This is a genomic window from Mycobacterium sp. MYCO198283 (assembly GCF_021213805.1).
GTDB lineage: Bacteria > Actinomycetota > Actinomycetes > Mycobacteriales > Mycobacteriaceae > Mycobacterium.
This window is the reverse complement of sequence record NZ_JAJQJI010000007.1, coordinates 130,459-150,042: the sequence shown is the minus strand read 5'-3', so window position 1 is coordinate 150,042 and position 19,584 is coordinate 130,459. Positions and strand designations below refer to the sequence as shown.

Genomic DNA, 19,584 nt, shown 5'->3' with positions numbered 1-19,584 from the left:
CTGCCGACCCCAGCACCCGACGTCCTTGCGAATCGAGCTCCTGATATGAACGTGCCGCTGCTCGGGCCGATGAGCCTGACGGGCTTCGAACACGCGTGGTTCCTGCTGTTCCTCGTCGTCGTCCTCGCGCTCGTCGCGCTCTACGTCGTCATGCAGCTCGCGCGAAAGCGCCGCGTGCTGCGGTTCGCGAACATGGAGCTCCTGGAAAGCGTTGCGCCGCAGCGGCCCAACCGGTGGCGGCACCTGCCGGCCGCGCTGCTGATCACCTCGCTGGTGGTGCTGACCGTCGCGATGGCCGGCCCCACCAACGACATCCGGATCCCGCGCAACCGCGCCGTGGTGATGCTCGTGATCGACGTGTCCCAGTCGATGCGGGCCACCGACGTGGCGCCCAACCGGCTCGACGCGGCGAAGGAGGCCGCCAAGCAGTTCGCCGATCAGCTCACGCCCGGCATCAACCTCGGCCTCATCTCCTACGCCGGCACCGCCACCGTGCTGGTGTCGCCGACCACCAACCGCGAAGCCAGCAAGGCGGCGATCGACCGCCTCGAGCTCGCCGACCGGACCGCCACCGGCGAGGGGATCTTCACGGCGCTGCAGGCCATCTCCACCGTCGGTGCGGTCATCGGCGGCGGCGACGAGCCGCCGCCGGCGCGCATCGTGCTGATGTCCGACGGCAAGGAGACGGTGCCGTCCAACCCGGACAATCCCAAGGGCGCCTACACCGCCGCCCGTACCGCGGCCGAGCAGAACGTGCCGATCTCCACGGTGTCGTTCGGTACGCCCTACGGCTACGTCGAGATCAACGACCAACGCCAGCCGGTGCCCGTCGACGACGAGATGCTCAAGCGGATCGCCGACCTGTCGGGCGGATCCGCGTTCACGGCCTCCAGTCTCGAACAACTCAAAGAGGTGTTCACCACGCTGCAGGAACAGATCGGTTACGAGACCATCCAGGGCGACGCCAGCCAGGGCTGGGTGCGGCTCGGGGCGTTCCTGCTGGCGCTCTCGGCGCTGGCCGCACTCCTGATCAACCGCCGGCTGCCGGGCTGACACCGGCGATTTCGGCCGCGTGGCGGTGACGGGTTAGGTTGCTTCCCATGACCGAAGCAGCGCTGGCCGAGACCATGGCGGCCCAGATCGACGCCGACGCGCAGCCCGGCGGCCGACCCGCCTTCGTGTCCCGGTCCGTGCTGGTGACCGGCGGCAACCGCGGCATCGGCCTGGCCATCGCCCGCCGGCTGGCCGCCGACGGCCACCGGGTGGCCGTCACCCATCGGGGGTCCGGCGCACCCGAGGGCCTCTTCGGCGTGGTCTGCGACGTCACCGACAACGAGTCCGTGCACCGTGCGTTCACCGAGGTCGAGGAGCACCAGGGGCCGGTGGAGGTGCTGGTGTCCAACGCCGGCATCTCCAAGGACGCCTTCCTCATGCGGATGACCGAGGAGCGGTTCACCGAGGTCATCGACGCGAACCTGACCGGCGCGTTCCGCGTCACCCAGCGCGCCTCGCGGAGCATGCAGCGCAAGCGGTTCGGGCGGATCATCTACGTGGGTTCGGTCTCCGGCATGTGGGGGATCGGCAACCAGGCCAACTATGCGGCGTCGAAGGCCGGCCTGATCGGCATGGCCCGGTCCATCTCCCGGGAGCTCTCCAAGGCCGGCGTCACCGCGAACGTGGTGGCGCCCGGCTACATCGACACCGAGATGACCCGCGCGCTCGACGAGCGGATCCAGGCCGGTGCGCTGGACTTCATCCCCGCAAAACGGGTCGGCACCGCCGAGGAGGTCGCGGGGGTGGTCAGCTTCCTGGCGTCGGAGGACGCGAGTTACATCGCCGGCGCGGTCATCCCCGTCGACGGCGGCATGGGCATGGGCCACTGAGGACCGAAGAGACAAGGACCTTCACTGTGACGCTTCTGGCAGGCAAGCGCATCCTCGTCACGGGGATCATCACCGACTCGTCGATCGCGTTCTACATCGCCAAGGTGGCCCAGGAGGCCGGGGCCGAGATCGTCTGTACGGGTTTCAACCGCATGCGGCTGATCGAGCGCATCCTCGACCGGCTGCCCGCCAAGCCGCCGCTGCTCGAGCTCGACGTGCAGAACGACGAGCACCTGGCCACGCTGGCCGACCGGGTCACCGAGGTGATCGGCGACGGCAACCGCCTCGACGGCGTCGTGCACTCCATCGGTTTCATGCCGCAGACCGGCATGGGCATCAACCCGTTCTTCGACGCGCCCTGGGAGGACGTCGCCAAGGGCATCCACATCTCGGCGTACTCTTACGCGTCGCTGGCCAAAGCGGTGCTGCCGATCATGAACCCCGGCGGCAGCATCGTCGGCATGGATTTCGACCCGACGCGCGCGATGCCGGCCTACAACTGGATGACGGTCGCCAAGAGTGCGCTGGAGTCGGTGAACAGGTTCGTCGCGCGGGAGGCCGGTCCGGCCGGAGTGCGGTCCAATCTCGTTGCGGCGGGCCCGATCCGGACGCTCGCAATGAGCGCGATCGTCGGCGGCGCGCTCGGTGACGAGGCCGGTGCGCAGATGCAGCTGCTGGAGCAGGGCTGGGATCAGCGCGCGCCGCTCGGCTGGAACATGAAGGATCCGACGCCGGTCGCGAAGACGGTCTGTGCGTTGCTGTCCGACTGGCTGCCGGCCACCACCGGCACCGTCGTGTACGCCGACGGCGGCGCGAGCACTCAGCTGCTCTAGTGGAGCACTTCGACGGGCTGCTGCTGCTGTCCTTCGGCGGGCCCGAGGGACCCGACGAGGTCATGCCGTTCCTGCAGAACGTCACCCGCGGCCGCGGCATCCCGCCCGAGCGCCTGGCCGCGGTGGCCGAGCACTACTACCACTTCGGCGGTGTGTCGCCGATCAACCGCATCAACCGCGAGCTCATCGCGCAGCTCCAGACCGAGCTCGCTGCCCGCGGCCGCGAGCTGCCGGTGTACTTCGGCAATCGCAACTGGGCGCCCTACGTCGAAGACACCGTCGCCGCCATGCGCGCCGACGGGGTGCGGCGGGCCGCGGTGTTCATTACCTCCGCGTGGGGCGGCTACTCGGGGTGCACGCAGTACGCCGAGGACGTCGCACGGGCGCGGGCCGCGGTCGGCGACGGCGCGCCGGAACTGGTGACGCTGCGGCACTATTTCGACCACCCGCTGCTGGTGGAGATGTTCGCCGACGGCATCCGGGCGGCGGTGCAGGAACTGCCCGCCGCGTTGCGCCCGGCGGCCCGGCTGGTGTTCACCGCGCACTCGGTGCCGGTGGCCGCCGACGACCGGCTGGGCCCGAAGCTCTACAGCCGCCAGGTCGGCTACGCGTCACGGCTGGTGGCGGCGGCCGCGGGCTACGCCGACTACGACCAGGTGTGGCAGTCCCGCTCCGGTCCGCCGCAGGTGCCGTGGCTGGAACCCGATGTCGCCGACCATGTCTCGGCGCTGGCCGCCCGCGGCGTGCCGGCGGTGGTGCTGTGCCCCGTCGGGTTCGTCGCCGACCACATCGAGGTGGTGTGGGACCTCGACAACGAAGCCCGCGAGGTCGCCGACGAGGCCGGCATCGTGCTCGTGCGGGCCACCACCCCCAACGCCGACCCCCGGTTCGCGCGGCTGGCACTCGACCTGGTCGACGAGCTCGAATCCGGGCGCGCGCCGGCGCGGGTGTCCGGTCCGGATCCGGTGCCGGGCTGCGGTGCCGGCGTCAACGGCGCGCGGTGTCAGGGGCCGCACTGCGTGGCGGTCAGCCCCGCCACGCCGAGTGCAGGATCTCGCTGACCGCGGCGAGCCGCGCCGAGCGCACCACCGCCGCGAGCGGCCGCAGCGCATCGCCGGCCAGCGCGGCGTCGAACGACGACGGCAGCCCGATCGGCATCAGCCCCGAACTCACCGTGACGATGGCGTCGACGCGGGCGGCGTTGTCGAGCACCCGCACCGCACGGTCGGGCGCGGTGTCGGGCGCGCGGTGGTGACGGCCTGACTCGAGCACCTGCTCGACCAGCCCGCGCGGATCGGCCACGTCCACCCCGCCCGACGACGCCCGCAGCGCCGCAAGCGTTTCCGCAGCCGAACGCACCGCGGTGCGCAGCCCGTACTCCGCGTCGCCGAGATCGTGGTGCACCGGCGGCGGGGTGACGGGAAGCGAATAGACGGTCCACGACAGCGCCGTCACCTCGGGCGGCTCCCCGGCGTCCTCGCCGTCGAAATCGTCCGGCTCGAAGTCGGAGTACTCGAACTCGGGCACCAGCCCGACGGCCTCACCGGACGCCGGATCGGCGACCAGCAGCGCCTCGCCCGCCGCCATTGCGTCGCGGGCGAACTGCGTGCCCGGCGGCAGCCCGCGCGCGTCGCCGGGCACCGGCAGCACCACGGCCAGCACCGGCGGCGTCGCGCTGCGGGGACCGACCGCGGTGCGGACGGTCTGCAGCAGTGCGATGGCACCGCCGTCGTGCACGTCCGGCCACGGCAGCCCGGTGCGCGCTGCCGCGGCGGCGTCGTAGGCGGTGACCGAATGCGCTGGTGCCCACAGGGATAAGGCATCGAGGACGTCGTCGGGCGCGGCCGTACCCGAGAGCCAGGAATTGGCCCAAACCGCTAGCGTCGCACTGGGGCACCACATCGTCCGCAGTCTAGATGTTCGGCCCGGCGCAGGCCGCCTGCGCGATACGCTTTCGGCTATGGCGCCGCTCGTCTGGCTCGTCGTCGCACTGGCGTTGATCGGTGCGGAGGTGCTGACCGGCGACCTGTTCTTGCTGATGCTCGGCGGCGGCGCGCTCGCGGCGGCCGGCAGCGGTTTCTTCTTCGACGGCCCGGTGTGGGTGGACGGCGTGGTGTTCGCCGTCGTGTCGGTGCTGCTGCTGGTGGGGATCCGGCCGGCGCTGCGGCGCAGGCTGACACCGGCCGGAGGCCACGTCAGCGGAGTCGCCGCGCTCGAGGGGAAGACCGCGCTGGTCCTCGACCGGGTGAGTCGCCACGAGGGCCAGGTGAAACTCGACGGCGAGACCTGGACCGCGCGGCCCTACGACGACAGCGAGGTCTACGAGGCCGGCGACAACGTCACCGTGCTGCACATCGACGGCGCCACGGCCGTCGTCTGGAAAGCTCCCTAGACAGGAGGACCCGCATGGAAGGCGCGCTCGCCGGGCTCATCGTGGTCGCGGTGCTGGTGGTCTTCGCCATCATCGTCGTCGCCAAGTCGGTGGCCCTGATCCCGCAGGCCGAGGCCGCGGTCATCGAACGCCTGGGCCGCTACAGCAAGACAGTGTCCGGACAGCTGACGCTGCTGGTGCCGTTCATCGACCGGATTCGGGCGCGGGTCGACCTGCGCGAGCGCGTGGTGTCGTTCCCGCCGCAGCCGGTGATCACCGAGGACAACCTGACCGTGCAGATCGACACGGTCGTGTACTTCCAGGTGACCAACCCGCAGGCCGCGGTCTACCAGATCAGCAACTACATCGTCGGCGTCGAACAGCTTGCCACCACCACGCTGCGCAACCTCGTCGGCGGGATGACGCTCGAGCAGACCCTCACCTCCCGCGACCAGATCAACACGGCGCTACGCGGGGTGCTCGACGAGGCGACCGGCCGGTGGGGGCTGCGGGTGGCGCGCGTCGAGCTGCGCAGCATCGACCCGCCGCCGTCCATCCAGGACTCGATGGAAAAGCAGATGCGCGCCGACCGCGAGAAGCGCGCGATGATCCTCACCGCCGAGGGCAGCCGGGAGGCCGCGATCAAGCAGGCCGAAGGCCAGAAGCAGGCGCAGATCCTGGCCGCCGAGGGCGCCAAGCAGGCGGCGATCCTGGCCGCGGAGGCCGACCGGCAATCGCGCATGCTGCGGGCTCAGGGCGAGCGGGCCGCGGCCTACCTGCAAGCCCAAGGGCAGGCGAAGGCCATCGAGAAGACGTTCGCCGCGATCAAGGCCGGCCGCCCGACGCCGGAGCTGCTGGCCTACCAGTACCTGCAGACGCTGCCGCAGCTCGCCAACGGCGAGGCGAACAAGGTGTGGCTGGTGCCCAGCGACTTCGGGTCGGCGCTGCAAGGCTTCACCAAGCTGCTCGGCGCGCCGGGGGAGGACGGCGTGTTCCGCTACCAGCCGTCGCCCGTCGAGGACACGCCGCCGGCCAGCGACGACGACGAGGTCGCCGACTGGTTCACCACGCAGACCGATCCGGCGATCGCCGAGGCCGTCGCCAAGGCCGAGGCCGACGCCCGCAAGCCGGTCGACACGCCGATCCACAGCAGCACCCCGCCGCCGTCGCTGGGTCAGTCGGCGGAGCACGCCGGTGAACCCCAGGGACGGCACGGCGGGAGCTGAGATGGCAGCGGTCCCACCGCGGGTGTACGTCGGATTGGCCGTCTTCCAGGCGGTCGATGCGGCGATCTGTGTGCGCCCGATCGCGCCGATCGCCGCGGCGCTGCGCGCCGTCGGTTTCCCGCTGCGGTACCGGTGGATCCTGGTGGCGGCCAAGGCGGCGTCGGCGGTGGGATTGCTGGCGGCGCCCCGATACCCGGCGCTCGGCCGGCTCACCACCGCGATGCTCGCGCTCTACTTCACGCTCGCGGTCGGCTTCCACCTGCGCGCCCGCGACATCAGTCCCGGGCTGGCCGCCGCGTCGTCGTTCCTGGCGCTCTACGGCGCGCTCACGGTCAGGGGGCCGGCCGCGCCCCGGTGACCGCCGGAGCTCCGGTCTGCGCGCGGCGCCGCCGCTGCGCCCGCACCTCGTGGGCAAGGATCGCGACCCCGACGCTGCCGATCGCGATCGAGACCGCGACCAGCAGCGGGTCCACATGCCCGGTGACGGCGTCGCCGAGCAGGACGAACGCCGCCGTTCCGGGGATCAGCCCCGCCACGGTGGCCAGCACGTAGGGCAGCAGGCGCACCGACGACGCGGCGGCCGCGTAGTTGATGACGGCGAACGGCACCGGGGCGATCAGCCGCAGCGACAGCACCGCCGACCAGCCCCGGCGGCTCATCCAACGGTCGAGCGAACCGAGCGACGGATGGTTCGCGACGCGGGAGAACTGCCAGCCGGCGAACCGGATCGCCAGCAGCGCAATGACCGCGCTGACCGTGCTGGCCGCCACGGCGATCGTCACGCCGAGCAGCGGGCCGAACAACAGCCCGCCCGCCAGGGTGAAGGCGGTGCGCGGCACCGGGAAGACGGTCACGGCCACGTGCACCAGGAAAAAGGCGACGGGGAACCACGGCCCCACCGAGGTCGCCCAGTCCCGCAGCTGCAGCGCGGTGGGCAGCGGTACGACGACGGCGACCGCGACGACGGCCACCACCGCGAGGGCGATCGCCGCGAGCCGTCGCGGCGGTGTCCCGCGCGCCACCGTGCGCAGGCCAGAACTGACGGCCCGCACCGCGGAGCTGACACTGCGCTTCACGTCTGCCAAGCCTACGGCGCGCCCGACCGTCGGGACCCCACCCGACACATCGCACTGTGACGCCGGTCATCTAGCCTGATGGGCGTGACCGTGGAGGTTTCCGCCGAGGTGGAGGAAGGTCGCGCGCGGTGGCGCTCGGCCGTGGCCGGTGTCCTGAGCAAGGGCAGGGGAGCGGTCGAGCTCCCGGACGAACCCGAACGCCTGCTCGACTCGCCCACCTACGAGGGCTTTCCGATCCGCCCGCTGTACACCGCCGCCGACGCGCTGCCCGAACCGGCGCTGCCGGGTCACTTCCCCTACGTCCGCGGCGGTGATCCCCACCGCGACCCGGCCGTGGGCTGGAAGGTCGCCGAGACGTTCCCGCTGCCCGGCCAGTCGGCCGCGGACGCGAACCAGACCCTGCTCGCCGCGCTGACCAACGGCGTGAGCGCGCTGATCGTCGAGGCGGGTGCCGACGGCGTCGCACCCGACGCGCTGCCCGTGCTGTTCGACGGCGTCTACCTGGACCTGGTGCCGGTCGTCGTGCGCGCGGACGCACAGTTCGGCGCGGCCGCCGATGCGATGCTGCGCCTGGTCGACGGGCTGGCCGAGGAGGCGCGGCAACGAGTGTCACTCGACCTGGGCGCCGACCCGCTGACCGCCGCCGTCAGCGGGCGTGGCGCGCCGTCACCGGAGGAGGTGACGGCCCGCGCGGTGGCCGTGGCCGGCCGCCCCGGCGTGCGCACCGTGACCGTCGACGCCGCGGCGATCCACGACCTCGGCGGCAACGCCACGCTCGAGCTGGCGGCGGGCCTGGCCGCCGGCGTCGGCTACCTGCGCTCCTTCACCGCGGCCGGGTTACCCGCCGCCGCCGCGCTGCGCCAACTGAGCTTCCGGTTCGCCGCCGACGACGACCAGTTCCTCACCATCGCCAAGCTGCGCGCCGCCCGCCGGCTCTGGGCCCGCGTCGCCGAGGTGGCCGGCGCTCCCGACGCCGGCGGCGCGGTGATCCACGCGGTCACCTCGTGGCCGATGATGACGCAGCGCGACCCGTGGGTGAACATGCTGCGCACCACCGTCGCCGCGTTCGCGGCCGGGGTGGGCGGCGCCGACACCGTCACCGTGCGCCCCTTCGACGCCGCGATCCCGGGTGGCTTCCCCGGCATCGGACCCGGTTTCTCCCGGCGGATCGCCCGCAACACCCAGCTGCTGCTGCTGGAGGAGTCGAACATCGGCCGCGTGCTGGACCCCGCCGGCGGCTCGTGGTTCGTCGAGGACCTGACCGACCAGCTGGCGCGGCAGGCGTGGGCGGTGTTCCAGGAGACCGAACGAGCCGGCTCCGGTTCGGCGCTCGACAGCATCGCCGATCAGGCGGCAGCCGTCCGCGACAAGCGCAGCGACGACATCCGGCACCGGCGCACCGCGGTGACCGGCGTCAACGAATTCCCGAACATCGACGAGCCGCCGCTGGCCGCCACCGCGGCGGAGCTGGCCGGCTACCGCTACGCCGCGGAGTTCGAGGCGTTGCGCGCCCGCTCCGACGCCTTCTTCGAGCGCACCGGCGGCCGGCCGACCGTGCTGCTCCTGCCGCTCGGCCCGCTGGCCGAGCACAACATCCGCACCACGTTCGCGGCGAACCTGCTGGCATCGGGCGGCATCGTCGCCGTCAACCCCGGGCCGGTGGACGCCGCCGGCGTGGCGGCCGCGGTGCGCGACGCGGGTTCCCCCACCGTGGCGGTGATCTGCGGCACCGACGCCCGGTACGCCGTCGAGGCCGCGGCCGTCGTCGAGGCGGCCCGCGCGGCGCTCGTCGAGCAGGTGCTGCTGGCCGGGCCGGAGCGGGCCGTCGGTGAGGCGGTGCACCGGCCGGACGACTATCTCACCGCCAGAATCGATGCACCGGCGACCCTGTCGGCGCTGCTGACGCGATTGGGAGCCTGACCATGACCGCCACCGAGGACCGCACCGCCACCCTCGGCAGCTTCGCCGACGTGCCGTTCGACACCGGGCAGGCGCCCGGGCCGGCAACCGGATCGACTGTCGCCGGGCAGGTTCCGTGGCAGACCCCGGAGGGCATCGGGGTCAAACCGGTGTTCACCGCGGCGGACCGCGACAGCGCTGCGGCGCAAGGCTATCCGCTGCACAGCTTCCCGGGGGAGCCGCCGTTCATCCGCGGGCCCTATCCGACGATGTACGTCAACCAGCCGTGGACCATCCGCCAGTACGCCGGCTTCTCCACCGCGGCCGAATCCAACGCGTTCTACCGACGCAACCTCGCCGCCGGGCAGAAGGGGCTGTCGGTGGCGTTCGACCTGGCCACCCACCGCGGCTACGACTCCGACCATCCGCGGGTGGCGGGCGACGTCGGGATGGCCGGCGTCGCCATCGATTCCATCCTCGACATGCGCCAGCTCTTCGACGGCATCGACCTCGGTGCGGTGAGCGTGTCGATGACGATGAACGGCGCGGTGCTGCCGATCCTGGCGCTGTACGTGGTGGCCGCCGAAGAACAGGGCGTGCCACCGGAGAAGCTCGCGGGGACCATCCAGAACGACATCCTCAAAGAGTTCATGGTCCGCAACACCTACATCTATCCGCCGAAGCCGTCGATGCGGATCATCTCCGACATCTTCGGCTACACCAGCGCGAAGATGCCCCGGTTCAACTCGATCTCGATCTCCGGCTACCACATCCAGGAGGCGGGGGCCTCCGCCGATCTGGAGCTCGCCTACACGCTCGCCGACGGCGTCGAGTACATCAAGGCCGGGCTCGACGCCGGGCTCGACATCGACTCGTTCGCGCCGCGGCTCAGCTTCTTCTGGGGCATCGGGATGAACTTCTTCATGGAAGTCGCGAAACTGCGCGCGGGCCGGCTGCTGTGGAGCGAGCTGGTGGCACAGTTCGGCGCGAAGAACCCGAAGTCGCGGTCGCTGCGCACCCACTCGCAGACATCCGGCTGGTCGCTGACGGCGCAGGACGCGTTCAACAACGTCGCCCGCACGTGCATCGAGGCGATGGCCGCCACCCAGGGGCACACGCAGTCGCTGCACACCAACGCCCTCGACGAGGCGCTGGCGCTGCCCACCGACTTCTCGGCGCGCATCGCGCGCAACACCCAGCTGCTGCTGGCGCAGGAGTCGGGCACCACGCGGCCGATCGACCCGTGGGGCGGCTCGTACTACGTCGAGTGGCTCACCCACCAGCTCGCCGAGCAGGCCCGCGCCCACCTCCGCGAGGTCAGCGAGCACGGCGGCATGGCGCAGGCCATCGACGACGGCATCCCGAAGCTGCGCATCGAGGAGGCGGCGGCGCGCACGCAGGCCCGCATCGACTCCGGGCAGCAGCCGGTGATCGGCGTGAACAAGTACCAGGTCAGCGAGGACCAGGAGATCGAGGTCCTGAAGGTCGAGAACAGCCGGGTGCGCGCCGAGCAGCTCGCTAAGCTGCAGCAGCTGCGGTCCAGCCGCGACGAACGAGCGACGCAGGCCGCGCTGGCGGAGCTGACCCGCGCCGCCGCGGCGACGGGCCGGGCAGGGCACGACGGGCTCGGCAACAACCTCTTGGCGCTGGCGATCGACGCGGCGCGCGCCAACGCCACGGTCGGGGAGATCTCGGACGCGCTGGAGCGGGTCTACGGCCGGCACGTCGCCGAGATCCGCACCATCGCCGGCGTGTACCGGGACGAGGTGGGGGGGAGCGGGAACATCACCCAGATCGAGACGGCCACCCAACTCATCGAGCGGTTCGCCGACGCCGACGGCCGCCGCCCCCGCATCCTGGTCGCCAAGATGGGCCAGGACGGGCACGACCGCGGCCAGAAGGTCATCGCGACGGCGTTCGCCGACATCGGCTTCGACGTCGACGTCGGCTCGCTGTTCTCGACGCCCGACGAGGTGGCCCGCCAGGCCGCCGACAACGACGTCCACGTCGTGGGGGTGTCGTCGCTGGCCGCCGGGCACCTGACCCTGGTGCCCGCGCTGCGCGACGCGCTCGCCGAGGTGGGCCGCCCCGACATCATGATCGTCGTCGGCGGCGTCATCCCGCCCGGCGACTTCGACGAGCTGTACGCCGCCGGTGCGGCGGCCATCTTCCCGCCGGGCACGGTGATCGCCGACGCGGCCATCGGACTGCTGCGCCAGCTGGCCGAACGGCTGGGCTACGACCTCTGAAGCGCCGGCCATCTCCGACATGCCGCCCCGCATCGAGCCCGGTGAGCTGGCCCGTGCCATCCGGGCCGGCGACCGGACCGCGCTGGCGCGGGCGATCACCCTGGTGGAGTCCCGGCGGCCCGACCACCGGGACCGGGCGCAAGAGCTGCTGCTGGAGCTGACGAGCGAGGCCGGCCGCGCCATGCACGTCGGCATCACCGGCGTACCCGGGGTGGGGAAGTCGACCAGCATCGAGGCGCTGGGCATGCTGCTCATCCAGCGCGGCCACCGCGTCGCCGTGTTGGCGGTCGACCCGTCGTCGACCCGGACGGGCGGCTCGATCCTGGGGGACAAGACGCGGATGGCCCGGCTCGCCGTGCACCCCGACGCCTACATCCGGCCGTCGCCCACCGCGGGCACCCTGGGCGGCGTCGCCAAGGCCACCCGCGAGACCATCGTGCTGCTCGAAGCGGCCGGCTACGACGTGATCCTGGTCGAGACGGTCGGCGTCGGGCAGTCCGAGGTGGCCGTCGCCAACATGGTGGACACCTTCGTGTTCCTGACCCTCGCCCGCACCGGCGACCAACTGCAGGGCATCAAGAAAGGCGTGCTGGAGCTCGCCGACATCGTGGTGGTGAACAAGGCCGACGGTGAGCACGCGCTGGAGGCGAAGAAGGCCGCGCGCGAACTCACCGCGGCGCTGCGGCTGATCTACCCGACCGAAACGCTGTGGCGGCCACCGGTTCTCACCATGAGCGCACTGACCGGCGCCGGGCTCGGCGAGCTGTGGGACACCGTCTGCCGCCACCGCCAAGTGCTCACCGACGCCGGGGAGTTCGACGCGAGGCGGCGGGCGCAGCAGGTCGACTGGACCTGGACGATGGTCCGCGACAGCGTGCTCGACCGGGTGCTGACGCATCCGGAGGTCAAGCGGATCCGCGCGGATGTGGAGCGGCAGGTCCGCGACGGCGAGCTCACACCGGCGCTCGCCGCGCAACGGATCATCGACGCGGCCGCCCTGAGCGGATAGTTAGATCTGCTCCGGGGTAAATTTGTGACTGTGACCACAGCAACGACGCGTGAGCGCTCCCGGCGACTGCCGCAGGGTGTGCACGGCGCGGCCGATCCCAACTTCTCCTGCGCCGTGCGCGCTTTCGCCGCGCAGTTCCCCGCCCGCCGCTTCGGCGGCGGTGCCCTGGCGGTCTATCTGGACGGTCAGCCGGTGGTCGACGTCTGGACCGGCTACTCGGATCGCCGCGGGTACACGCCGTGGAGCCCCGACACCGGCGCCATGGTGTTCTCGGCGACCAAGGGCGTCGCGTCGACGGTCATCCACCGCCTCGCCGACCGCGGGCTCATCGACTACGACGCGCCCGTCGCGGAGTACTGGCGCGCCTTCGGCGCCAACGGCAAAGCCGACATCACCGTGCGGGACCTGATGCGTCACCGTGCCGGGCTCTCCCATCTGGGCGGCGTCACCAAGGCCGACCTGTGGGACCACCTGAAGATGGAGGAGCGGATGGCCGCCGCGCCCGCGAGCGCGCTGCGCGGCAAGCCGGCCTACCACGCGATGACCTACGGCTGGTTGGTGTCGGGGCTCGCCCGGGCCGTCACCGGCAAGGGCATGAAGGAGCTGTTCCGCACCGAGGTGGCCGAGCCGCTCGACGACGACGGCATCCACCTGGGCCGCCCGCCCGCCGACGCGCCCACCTATCCGGCGCAGATCATCGGCCCGCAGACCACAATGCAGAACCCGATCTTCAACGCGATCGCCCCGCGGGTCGCGGCGCTGAGCCTGTCGGCGATCTTCGGCGCCATCTACTTCCCCGGCGTCAAAGCCGTGGTGCAGGGCGACATCCCGATGCTCGACGCCGAAATACCGGCCGCCAACGCGGTGGCGACGGCCCGGGCGCTGGCCCGCATGTACGGCGCGATCGCCAACGGCGGGGAGCTCGACGGCCGCCGCTACCTGTCCCGTGAGATCGTGCGTCAGCTGACGGGCCGGCCCAGCCTACGACCGGACCGCTCCGTCGGCATGCCGCTGTCGTTTCACCTGGGGTATCACGCGCTGCCGATCCCCGGCGTGCTGCCGGGCTTCGGGCACGTCGGGCTCGGCGGATCGCTGGGCTGGGCGGATCCGGCCAGCGGGCTGGCGTTCTCGTTCGTGCACAACCGGCTGCTCACGCCGTTCGTCGTGAGCGACCAGGCCGGCTTCCCGGCCATCGCGGCGCTGATCCGGCGCGGGGTTCGGCTGGCCCGCGACAACGGCTATCGCCCCGTGCCGCGCTTCGGGTCGCCCTACACGCCGACCTCGCCGCAGGCCGTCCCCGGTCAGTCCTCGTCCGCCTAGCGGCGCCCGGCGCGCGTCCCCCGGTTACGATGGCCGCAACGGCACCGATCCGGCCATCACCGGGGAGCCTTCGGAAGAACAGCTGCCGAGCAGCTCAGTAGAACCGAACGGGCGGGCCCGTCACAGCCTGCATTCGAGCGGCCACCTCGGTGGCAAGCGGGGTGGTACCGCGGCGCTCGCGCACCGGCGCGTCGTCGTCCCCGTGCCTGACGTTGCCGGCACAGGAGACCCACGTTGACCGCCTACCCGAAGCCGTCCAGCGGCGCGCCGAACTTCCCGGAGCTGGAACTCGAGGTGCTCGACTCCTGGGCCGCCGACGACACCTTCCGCGCCTCGATCGCCCGGCGCGACGGCGCGCCGGAGTACGTGTTCTACGACGGTCCGCCGTTCGCCAACGGCCTGCCGCACTACGGGCACCTGCTCACCGGCTACGTCAAGGACATCGTGCCGCGGTACCGGACGATGCGCGGCTACCGGGTGGAGCGCCGGTTCGGCTGGGACACCCACGGCCTGCCCGCCGAACTGGAAGCCGAACGCCAACTCGGCATCACCGACAAGTCGCAGATCGACGCGATGGGCATCGCCGAGTTCAACGAGGCCTGCCGGGCGTCGGTGCTGCGCTACACCGACGAGTGGCGGGCCTACGTCACCCGCCAGGCCCGCTGGGTGGACTTCGACAACGACTACAAGACGCTCGACCTGTCGTTCATGGAATCGGTGATCTGGGCGTTCAAAGAGCTGTGGGACAAGGGCCTGACCTACGAGGGCTACCGCGTGCTGCCCTACTGCTGGCGCGACGAGACGCCGCTGTCCAACCACGAGCTGCGCATGGACGACGACGTCTACCAGCAGCGTCAGGACCCGGCGGTGACCGTGGGCTTCGCCGTCACCACGCCCGGGGAACTGGCCGGCGCGCACCTGCTCATCTGGACCACCACGCCGTGGACGCTGCCGTCCAACCAGGCCGTCGCGGTCAACCCGGAGGTGACCTACGTCCTGGTCGCCGGCTCCGACGGCCGGCGCTACCTGCTGGCGCGGGACCGGGTGGCGGCCTATGCCCGCGAGCTCGGCGACGAGCCGGAGATCCTCGGCAGCTATGCCGGCGCGGACCTGCTGGGCCTGCGATACCGGCCGCCGTTCCCGTATTTCACGAAAAGCCACAACGCTTTTCAAGTGCTGCGCGCGGACTTCGTCACCACCGACGACGGCACCGGCATCGTGCACATGGCCCCGGCCTACGGCGAGGACGACAAAGCGACCACCGACACCGTCGGCATCGTGCCGGTCACCCCGGTCGACTCCAAGGGCCGCTTCGACGCCACCGTCCCCGATTACCAGGGCCAGCACGTGTTCGACGCCAACCCGAACATCATCCGGGACCTGAAGAACGGCACGGGATCCGCGGCCGCCGGCGGCGCCGTGCTGCTCCGGCACGAGACCTACGACCACTCCTATCCGCACTGCTGGCGCTGCCGCAACCCGCTGATCTACCGGGCGGTGTCGTCGTGGTTCGTCGAGGTGACGGCGTTCAAGGACCGGATGGTCGAACTCAACCGGCAGATCACCTGGTATCCCGAGCACGTCCGCGACGGCCAGTTCGGTCGCTGGCTGGAGAACGCCCGCGACTGGTCGATCTCCCGGAACCGCTACTGGGGCACCCCGATCCCGGTGTGGAAGTCCGATGACCCGGCGTATCCGCGGATCGACGTCTACGGCAGCCTCGACGAGCTGGAACGCGATTTCGGGGTGCGGCCGGACAACCTGCACCGGCCGTTCATCGACCAGCTGACCCGGCCGAACCCCGACGACCCGACCGGCAGGTCGACGATGCGGCGCATCCCCGACATCTTCGACGTGTGGTTCGACTCCGGCTCGATGCCCTACGGGCAGGTGCACTACCCGTTCGAGAATTCCGAGTGGTTCGCGGGTGGGGCGGCGGGAGAACCCGAGCCGCACTTCCCGGGCGACTTCATCGTCGAATACATCGGGCAGACCCGCGGCTGGTTCTACACGCTGCACGTGTTGTCGACGGCGCTGTTCGACCGGCCGGCGTTCAAGACCTGTGTGGCGCACGGGATCGTGCTGGGCAGCGACGGCGCCAAGATGAGCAAGTCGCTGCGCAACTACCCCGACGTCTCGGAGGTGTTCGACCGCGACGGCTCCGACGCGATGCGGTGGTTCCTCATGGCCTCGCCGATCTTGCGCGGCGGCAACCTGGTGGTCACCGAGCAGGGCATCCGCGACGGCGTGCGGCAGGTGCTGCTGCCGCTGTGGAACACCTACTCCTTCTTGGCGCTCTACGCGCCGCAGAAGGGCACCTGGCGGACCGACTCCCCGCACGTGCTCGACCGCTACGTGCTGGCCAAGCTCGCGGTGCTGCGCGACGAGCTGACCGCGTCGCTGGACGGGTGCGACATCTCCGGCGCCTGCGAACAGCTGCGCCACTTCACCGATGCGCTCACGAATTGGTATGTGCGACGGTCGCGTTCGCGGTTCTGGACCGAGGACCGCGACGCGATCGACACCCTGCACACCGTGCTGGAGATCACCACCCGGCTGGCCGCGCCGCTGCTGCCGCTGATCAGTGAGGTGATCTGGCGGGGCGTCACCGACGGCCGATCGGTGCACCTGACCGACTGGCCGGAAGCCGGTGAGCTGCCGCGGGAAGCAGCGCTGGTGGCGGCGATGGACCAGGTCCGGGAGGTGTGCTCGACCGGGTCGTCGCTGCGCAAGGCCAAGAAGCTGCGGGTGCGGCTGCCGCTGCCGAAATTGACGGTGGCCGTGGCGGATTCGCAGCGGCTGGCGCCGTTCGCGGACCTGATCGCCGACGAGCTCAACGTCAAGGCCGTCGAGTTGACCGACGACATCGACCGCTACGGCCGCTTCGAGCTCGCCGTCAACGCCCGGGTCGCCGGCCCGCGGCTGGGCCGCGACGTGCAGGCGGCCATCAAGGCGGTCAAGGCGGGGGAGGGCGTCGTCAACCCCGACGGCACGCTGACCGCCGGCCCGGCCACGCTGCAGCCCGGGGAGTACACGTCGAAACTCGTTGCGGCGGACCCGGAGTGGACGGCGGCCCTGCCCGACGGCGCCGGGCTGGTGGTGCTCGACGGCGCGGTCACCGAGGAGCTGGAGGCGGAGGGCTGGGCGAAGGACCGCATCCGTGAGCTGCAGGACCTGCGCAAGTCCAGCGGCCTGGACGTCTCCGACCGCATCCGCGTCAGGATCGCGGTGCCCGCCGAGCGCGCGGAGTGGGCGCGGCGGCACCGCGACCTGATCGCCGGTGAGATCCTGGCGGTGGCGTTCGACTTCGCCGACGTCGCCGACGGTGCGGAGATCGGCGACGGCGTGCGCGTTTCGCTCGCCAAGGCCTGAGTCAGCGCCGGGCGGCCACCCGCGCGGCCCGGCCGGCCGCCACGCCGGCGGCCCTAGCATCGACAACCGTGGACCGCTGGGTGCTGCACTTCGACATGGACGCGTTCTTCGCGTCGGTCGAGCAGCTCACCCGGCCGACGCTGCGGGGCCGCCCGGTGCTGGTGGGCGGCACCGGCGGGCGCGGGGTGGTCGCGGGCGCCAGCTACCAGGCGCGGGTCTACGGGGCGCGGTCGGCGATGCCGATGCACCAGGCCCGCCGGCTGGTCGGCAACGCGGCGGTGGTGCTGCCGCCGCGCGGCGTCGTCTACGGCGTCGCCAGCCGGCGGGTGTTCGAGACCGTCCGCGCGAGGGTGCCGGTGCTGGAGACGCTGTCGTTCGACGAGGCGTTCGCCGAGCCCGCCGAGCTCGCCGGCGCCACGCCCGCGCAGGTCGAGGCGTTCTGTGAGCGGTTGCGGGCCGACGTGCTGGCGCAGACCGGGCTGGTCACCTCGGTGGGTGCCGGTTCGGGCAAACAGCTGGCCAAGATCGCGTCCGGGCTGGCGAAACCGGACGGGCTGCGGGTGATCCGGCGCGACGAGGAACGCGCGCTGTTGGCCGGCCTGCCGGTGCGCCGGCTGTGGGGCATCGGGCCGGTCGCCGAGGAGAAACTGCACCGCATCGGGGTGACGACCATCGGCGGGCTGGCGGCGCTCACCGAGGCCGAGGCCACCGACGTGCTGGGCGCCGCGGTGGGCACGGCGCTGCACCGGCTCGCGCGCGGCATCGACGACCGGCCGGTGGCCGAACGCGCGGAGGCCAAACAGATCAGCGCCGAATCGACCTTCGCCGCGGACCTGACGACGCTGCGCCAGCTGCAGGACGCGGTGGTGCCGATCGGCGAGCACGCGCACCGGCGGCTGCAGCGCGACGGCCGCGGCGCCCGGACGGTCACCGTGAAGCTGCGCAAAGCCGACATGAGCATCCTGACCCGCTCGACGACGCTGCCCTACGCCACCCTCGACGGGCCGACGCTGCTGGCGGCGGCGCACCGGCTGCTGCTCGACCCGCTGGAGATCGGGCCGATCCGGCTGGTCGGCGTCGGCTTCTCCGGGCTGACCGAGGTGCTGCAGGAACCGCTGTTCGCCGACCTCGACACAGTCGCCGAGGTGTCCGCCGCGGCGCTGCCGCCGACGGTCAGCGAGCAGGCCGAGACGCCGCCGGCCTGGCGGCTCGGCGACGACGTCCGCCACCCGGACTTCGGGCACGGCTGGATCCAGGGCGCCGGTCACGGCGTCATGACCGTGCGGTTCGAGACGCGCAGCAGCGGTCCCGGCCCGGCGCGGACGTTCGCGATCGACGACCCGCAGGTGACGCGCGCCAACCCCGTCGACTCGCTGGACTGGCCGGAATACGTGGCCGCGCTCGACGCGTCAGCCCCAGCGGTCGAAGACGTCGTCGACGGCTGACCCCGCGCTCAGCGCCGCCATCAGCAGCACCCGGGCCTGCGGTGGCCGCAGCCGCGCCGCGACGACGGCGCCGGCGTCCACCAGCGCCCGGCCCGGGCCGTAGGCCGGCGCCACCCGGGCCTGCGGCACCCGGGTCGACACGACGATCGCGACCCCGGCCGCGCAGTGGCGGGCCACCGCCGCGATCACCGCGTCGCCGGCGTTGCCCGAGCCCACCGCCTCGAGCACCAGCCCGCGCGCCCCGGCCGCGACGTAGGCGTCGATGCCGGTGCCGTCGGCGCCCGGATAGACCACCACGGTGTCCACCCGCACCGCCGCGGCCGTAGCCACCGGCAGCGACGGCCGCCGCTTGCCCGCCGTCGGGACGAAGCGGCCGCCGGTGACGCCGCCGACGTCGTCGCCGGCGAACCCGGTGGCGCCGCCGACCTTGTGCAGGCCCAGCGGCGCCAGCACCCGGCCGCCCAGGCACACCAGCACACCGAGCCCGGCGGCGCGCGGATCGGCGGCCACCCGCTGGGCGTCGCGCAGGTTGGCGGGGCCGTCGGCGTCAGGTGCGTCGGCGCTGCGGAAGGCGCCGGTCAACACCACGGGCGCGGCGCCGCGATGGGCGAGCTCCAGCCACAGGGCGGTCTCCTCCAGCGTGTCGGTGCCGTGGGTGACGACGACGCCCGTCGCACCGGCCGTCGCCGCCCGCACCGCCGCGGTGATCGCATCCCAGTCCGCCGGCGTCAGCTGCGAGCTGTCCTTCGCCGGCAGGTCGACCACCCGGCCGCCGCCGTGCAGCAGATCCGCGCCCCGAAGCGCCGGCCGCAGCACGCCCGCCGCGTCCGCCGCGGAGGCGATGGTTCCGCCGGTGGTGATCACCACGGTGCCGGATCTGTCGTCGCTGCTCATCTCGCAC

16 protein-coding genes are annotated in these 19,584 nt (G+C 72.1%); 13 read left to right on the top strand and 3 right to left on the bottom strand.

All coding sequences use genetic code 11. The annotated features are described in order from the left end of the window. Nucleotides 1-45: 45 nt before the first annotated feature. The 4 genes from LV457_RS14815 (at nucleotide 46) to LV457_RS14800 (ending at nucleotide 3,777) form a co-directional block, all read left to right on the top strand. On the top strand, nucleotides 46-1,053 hold the full coding sequence (locus LV457_RS14815) for a VWA domain-containing protein (RefSeq protein ID WP_232171964.1): 1,008 nt from the start codon (nucleotides 46-48) through the stop codon (nucleotides 1,051-1,053). A gap of 74 nt (nucleotides 1,054-1,127) precedes the next feature. Next, complete coding sequence (gene fabG1 / locus LV457_RS14810; RefSeq protein ID WP_232172132.1) at nucleotides 1,128-1,883, top strand: 3-oxoacyl-ACP reductase FabG1; 756 nt, start codon at nucleotides 1,128-1,130, stop codon at nucleotides 1,881-1,883. A gap of 26 nt (nucleotides 1,884-1,909) precedes the next feature. Next, the gene (gene inhA, locus LV457_RS14805; protein WP_232171963.1) at nucleotides 1,910-2,716 is read left to right on the top strand and encodes an NADH-dependent enoyl-ACP reductase InhA; all 807 of its coding nucleotides are present in this window, start codon (nucleotides 1,910-1,912) and stop codon (nucleotides 2,714-2,716) included. Beyond that, entirely contained in the window at nucleotides 2,716-3,777 is a 1,062-nt protein-coding gene (locus LV457_RS14800) for a ferrochelatase (protein ID WP_308192204.1), read from the top strand. Before inhA ends, LV457_RS14800 begins: the two co-directional genes overlap by 1 nt. Here the strand turns inward: LV457_RS14800 and LV457_RS14795 are convergent. Beyond that, complete coding sequence (locus LV457_RS14795) at nucleotides 3,743-4,618, bottom strand: hypothetical protein (RefSeq protein WP_232171962.1); 876 nt, start codon at nucleotides 4,616-4,618, stop codon at nucleotides 3,743-3,745. The genes LV457_RS14800 and LV457_RS14795 overlap by 35 nt on opposite strands. A gap of 58 nt (nucleotides 4,619-4,676) precedes the next feature. Here LV457_RS14795 and LV457_RS14790 point away from each other — a divergent pair, with 58 nt between their 5' ends. From LV457_RS14790 to LV457_RS14780, 3 genes are read left to right on the top strand one after another with little or no spacing between them, the layout of a single operon-like run. Continuing rightward, on the top strand, nucleotides 4,677-5,108 hold the full coding sequence (locus LV457_RS14790; RefSeq protein ID WP_232171961.1) for an NfeD family protein: 432 nt from the start codon (nucleotides 4,677-4,679) through the stop codon (nucleotides 5,106-5,108). Nucleotides 5,109-5,122: 14 nt separating this feature from the next. After that, nucleotides 5,123-6,313: an SPFH domain-containing protein gene (locus LV457_RS14785; RefSeq protein ID WP_232171960.1), complete on the top strand. Its 1,191-nt coding sequence runs from the start codon at nucleotides 5,123-5,125 to the stop codon at nucleotides 6,311-6,313. Between the two features lies 1 nt (nucleotide 6,314). Further along, complete coding sequence (locus LV457_RS14780; RefSeq protein WP_232171959.1) at nucleotides 6,315-6,671, top strand: DoxX family protein; 357 nt, start codon at nucleotides 6,315-6,317, stop codon at nucleotides 6,669-6,671. Here the strand turns inward: LV457_RS14780 and LV457_RS14775 are convergent. Next, complete coding sequence (locus LV457_RS14775) at nucleotides 6,646-7,389, bottom strand: TVP38/TMEM64 family protein (RefSeq protein WP_232171958.1); 744 nt, start codon at nucleotides 7,387-7,389, stop codon at nucleotides 6,646-6,648. The genes LV457_RS14780 and LV457_RS14775 overlap by 26 nt on opposite strands. 78 nt (nucleotides 7,390-7,467) lie before the next feature. Here LV457_RS14775 and mutA point away from each other — a divergent pair, with 78 nt between their 5' ends. The 6 genes from mutA to LV457_RS14745 all read left to right on the top strand — a co-directional run bounded on the left by mutA (nucleotide 7,468) and on the right by LV457_RS14745 (nucleotide 18,683). Beyond that, entirely contained in the window at nucleotides 7,468-9,309 is a 1,842-nt protein-coding gene (gene mutA / locus LV457_RS14770) for a methylmalonyl-CoA mutase small subunit (RefSeq protein WP_232171957.1), read from the top strand. 2 nt (nucleotides 9,310-9,311) lie between these two features. Next, the gene (gene scpA / locus LV457_RS14765) at nucleotides 9,312-11,537 is read left to right on the top strand and encodes a methylmalonyl-CoA mutase (RefSeq protein ID WP_232171956.1); all 2,226 of its coding nucleotides are present in this window, start codon (nucleotides 9,312-9,314) and stop codon (nucleotides 11,535-11,537) included. Nucleotides 11,538-11,556: 19 nt separating this feature from the next. Then, complete coding sequence (gene meaB / locus LV457_RS14760) at nucleotides 11,557-12,546, top strand: methylmalonyl Co-A mutase-associated GTPase MeaB (protein WP_232171955.1); 990 nt, start codon at nucleotides 11,557-11,559, stop codon at nucleotides 12,544-12,546. A 30-nt stretch (nucleotides 12,547-12,576) separates the two neighbouring features. Continuing rightward, the gene (locus tag LV457_RS14755) at nucleotides 12,577-13,866 is read left to right on the top strand and encodes a serine hydrolase domain-containing protein (protein WP_232171954.1); all 1,290 of its coding nucleotides are present in this window, start codon (nucleotides 12,577-12,579) and stop codon (nucleotides 13,864-13,866) included. Nucleotides 13,867-14,100: 234 nt separating this feature from the next. Next, nucleotides 14,101-17,238: an isoleucine--tRNA ligase gene (ileS, locus tag LV457_RS14750; protein ID WP_232171953.1), complete on the top strand. Its 3,138-nt coding sequence runs from the start codon at nucleotides 14,101-14,103 to the stop codon at nucleotides 17,236-17,238. A gap of 80 nt (nucleotides 17,239-17,318) precedes the next feature. After that, nucleotides 17,319-18,683, top strand: a complete 1,365-nt coding sequence (locus LV457_RS14745; RefSeq protein ID WP_374198866.1) for a DNA polymerase IV — start codon at nucleotides 17,319-17,321, stop codon at nucleotides 18,681-18,683. Here the strand turns inward: LV457_RS14745 and LV457_RS14740 are convergent. Next, the gene (locus tag LV457_RS14740) at nucleotides 18,648-19,577 is read right to left on the bottom strand and encodes an asparaginase (protein WP_232171952.1); all 930 of its coding nucleotides are present in this window, start codon (nucleotides 19,575-19,577) and stop codon (nucleotides 18,648-18,650) included. The genes LV457_RS14745 and LV457_RS14740 overlap by 36 nt on opposite strands. Nucleotides 19,578-19,584: the final 7 nt, after the last annotated feature.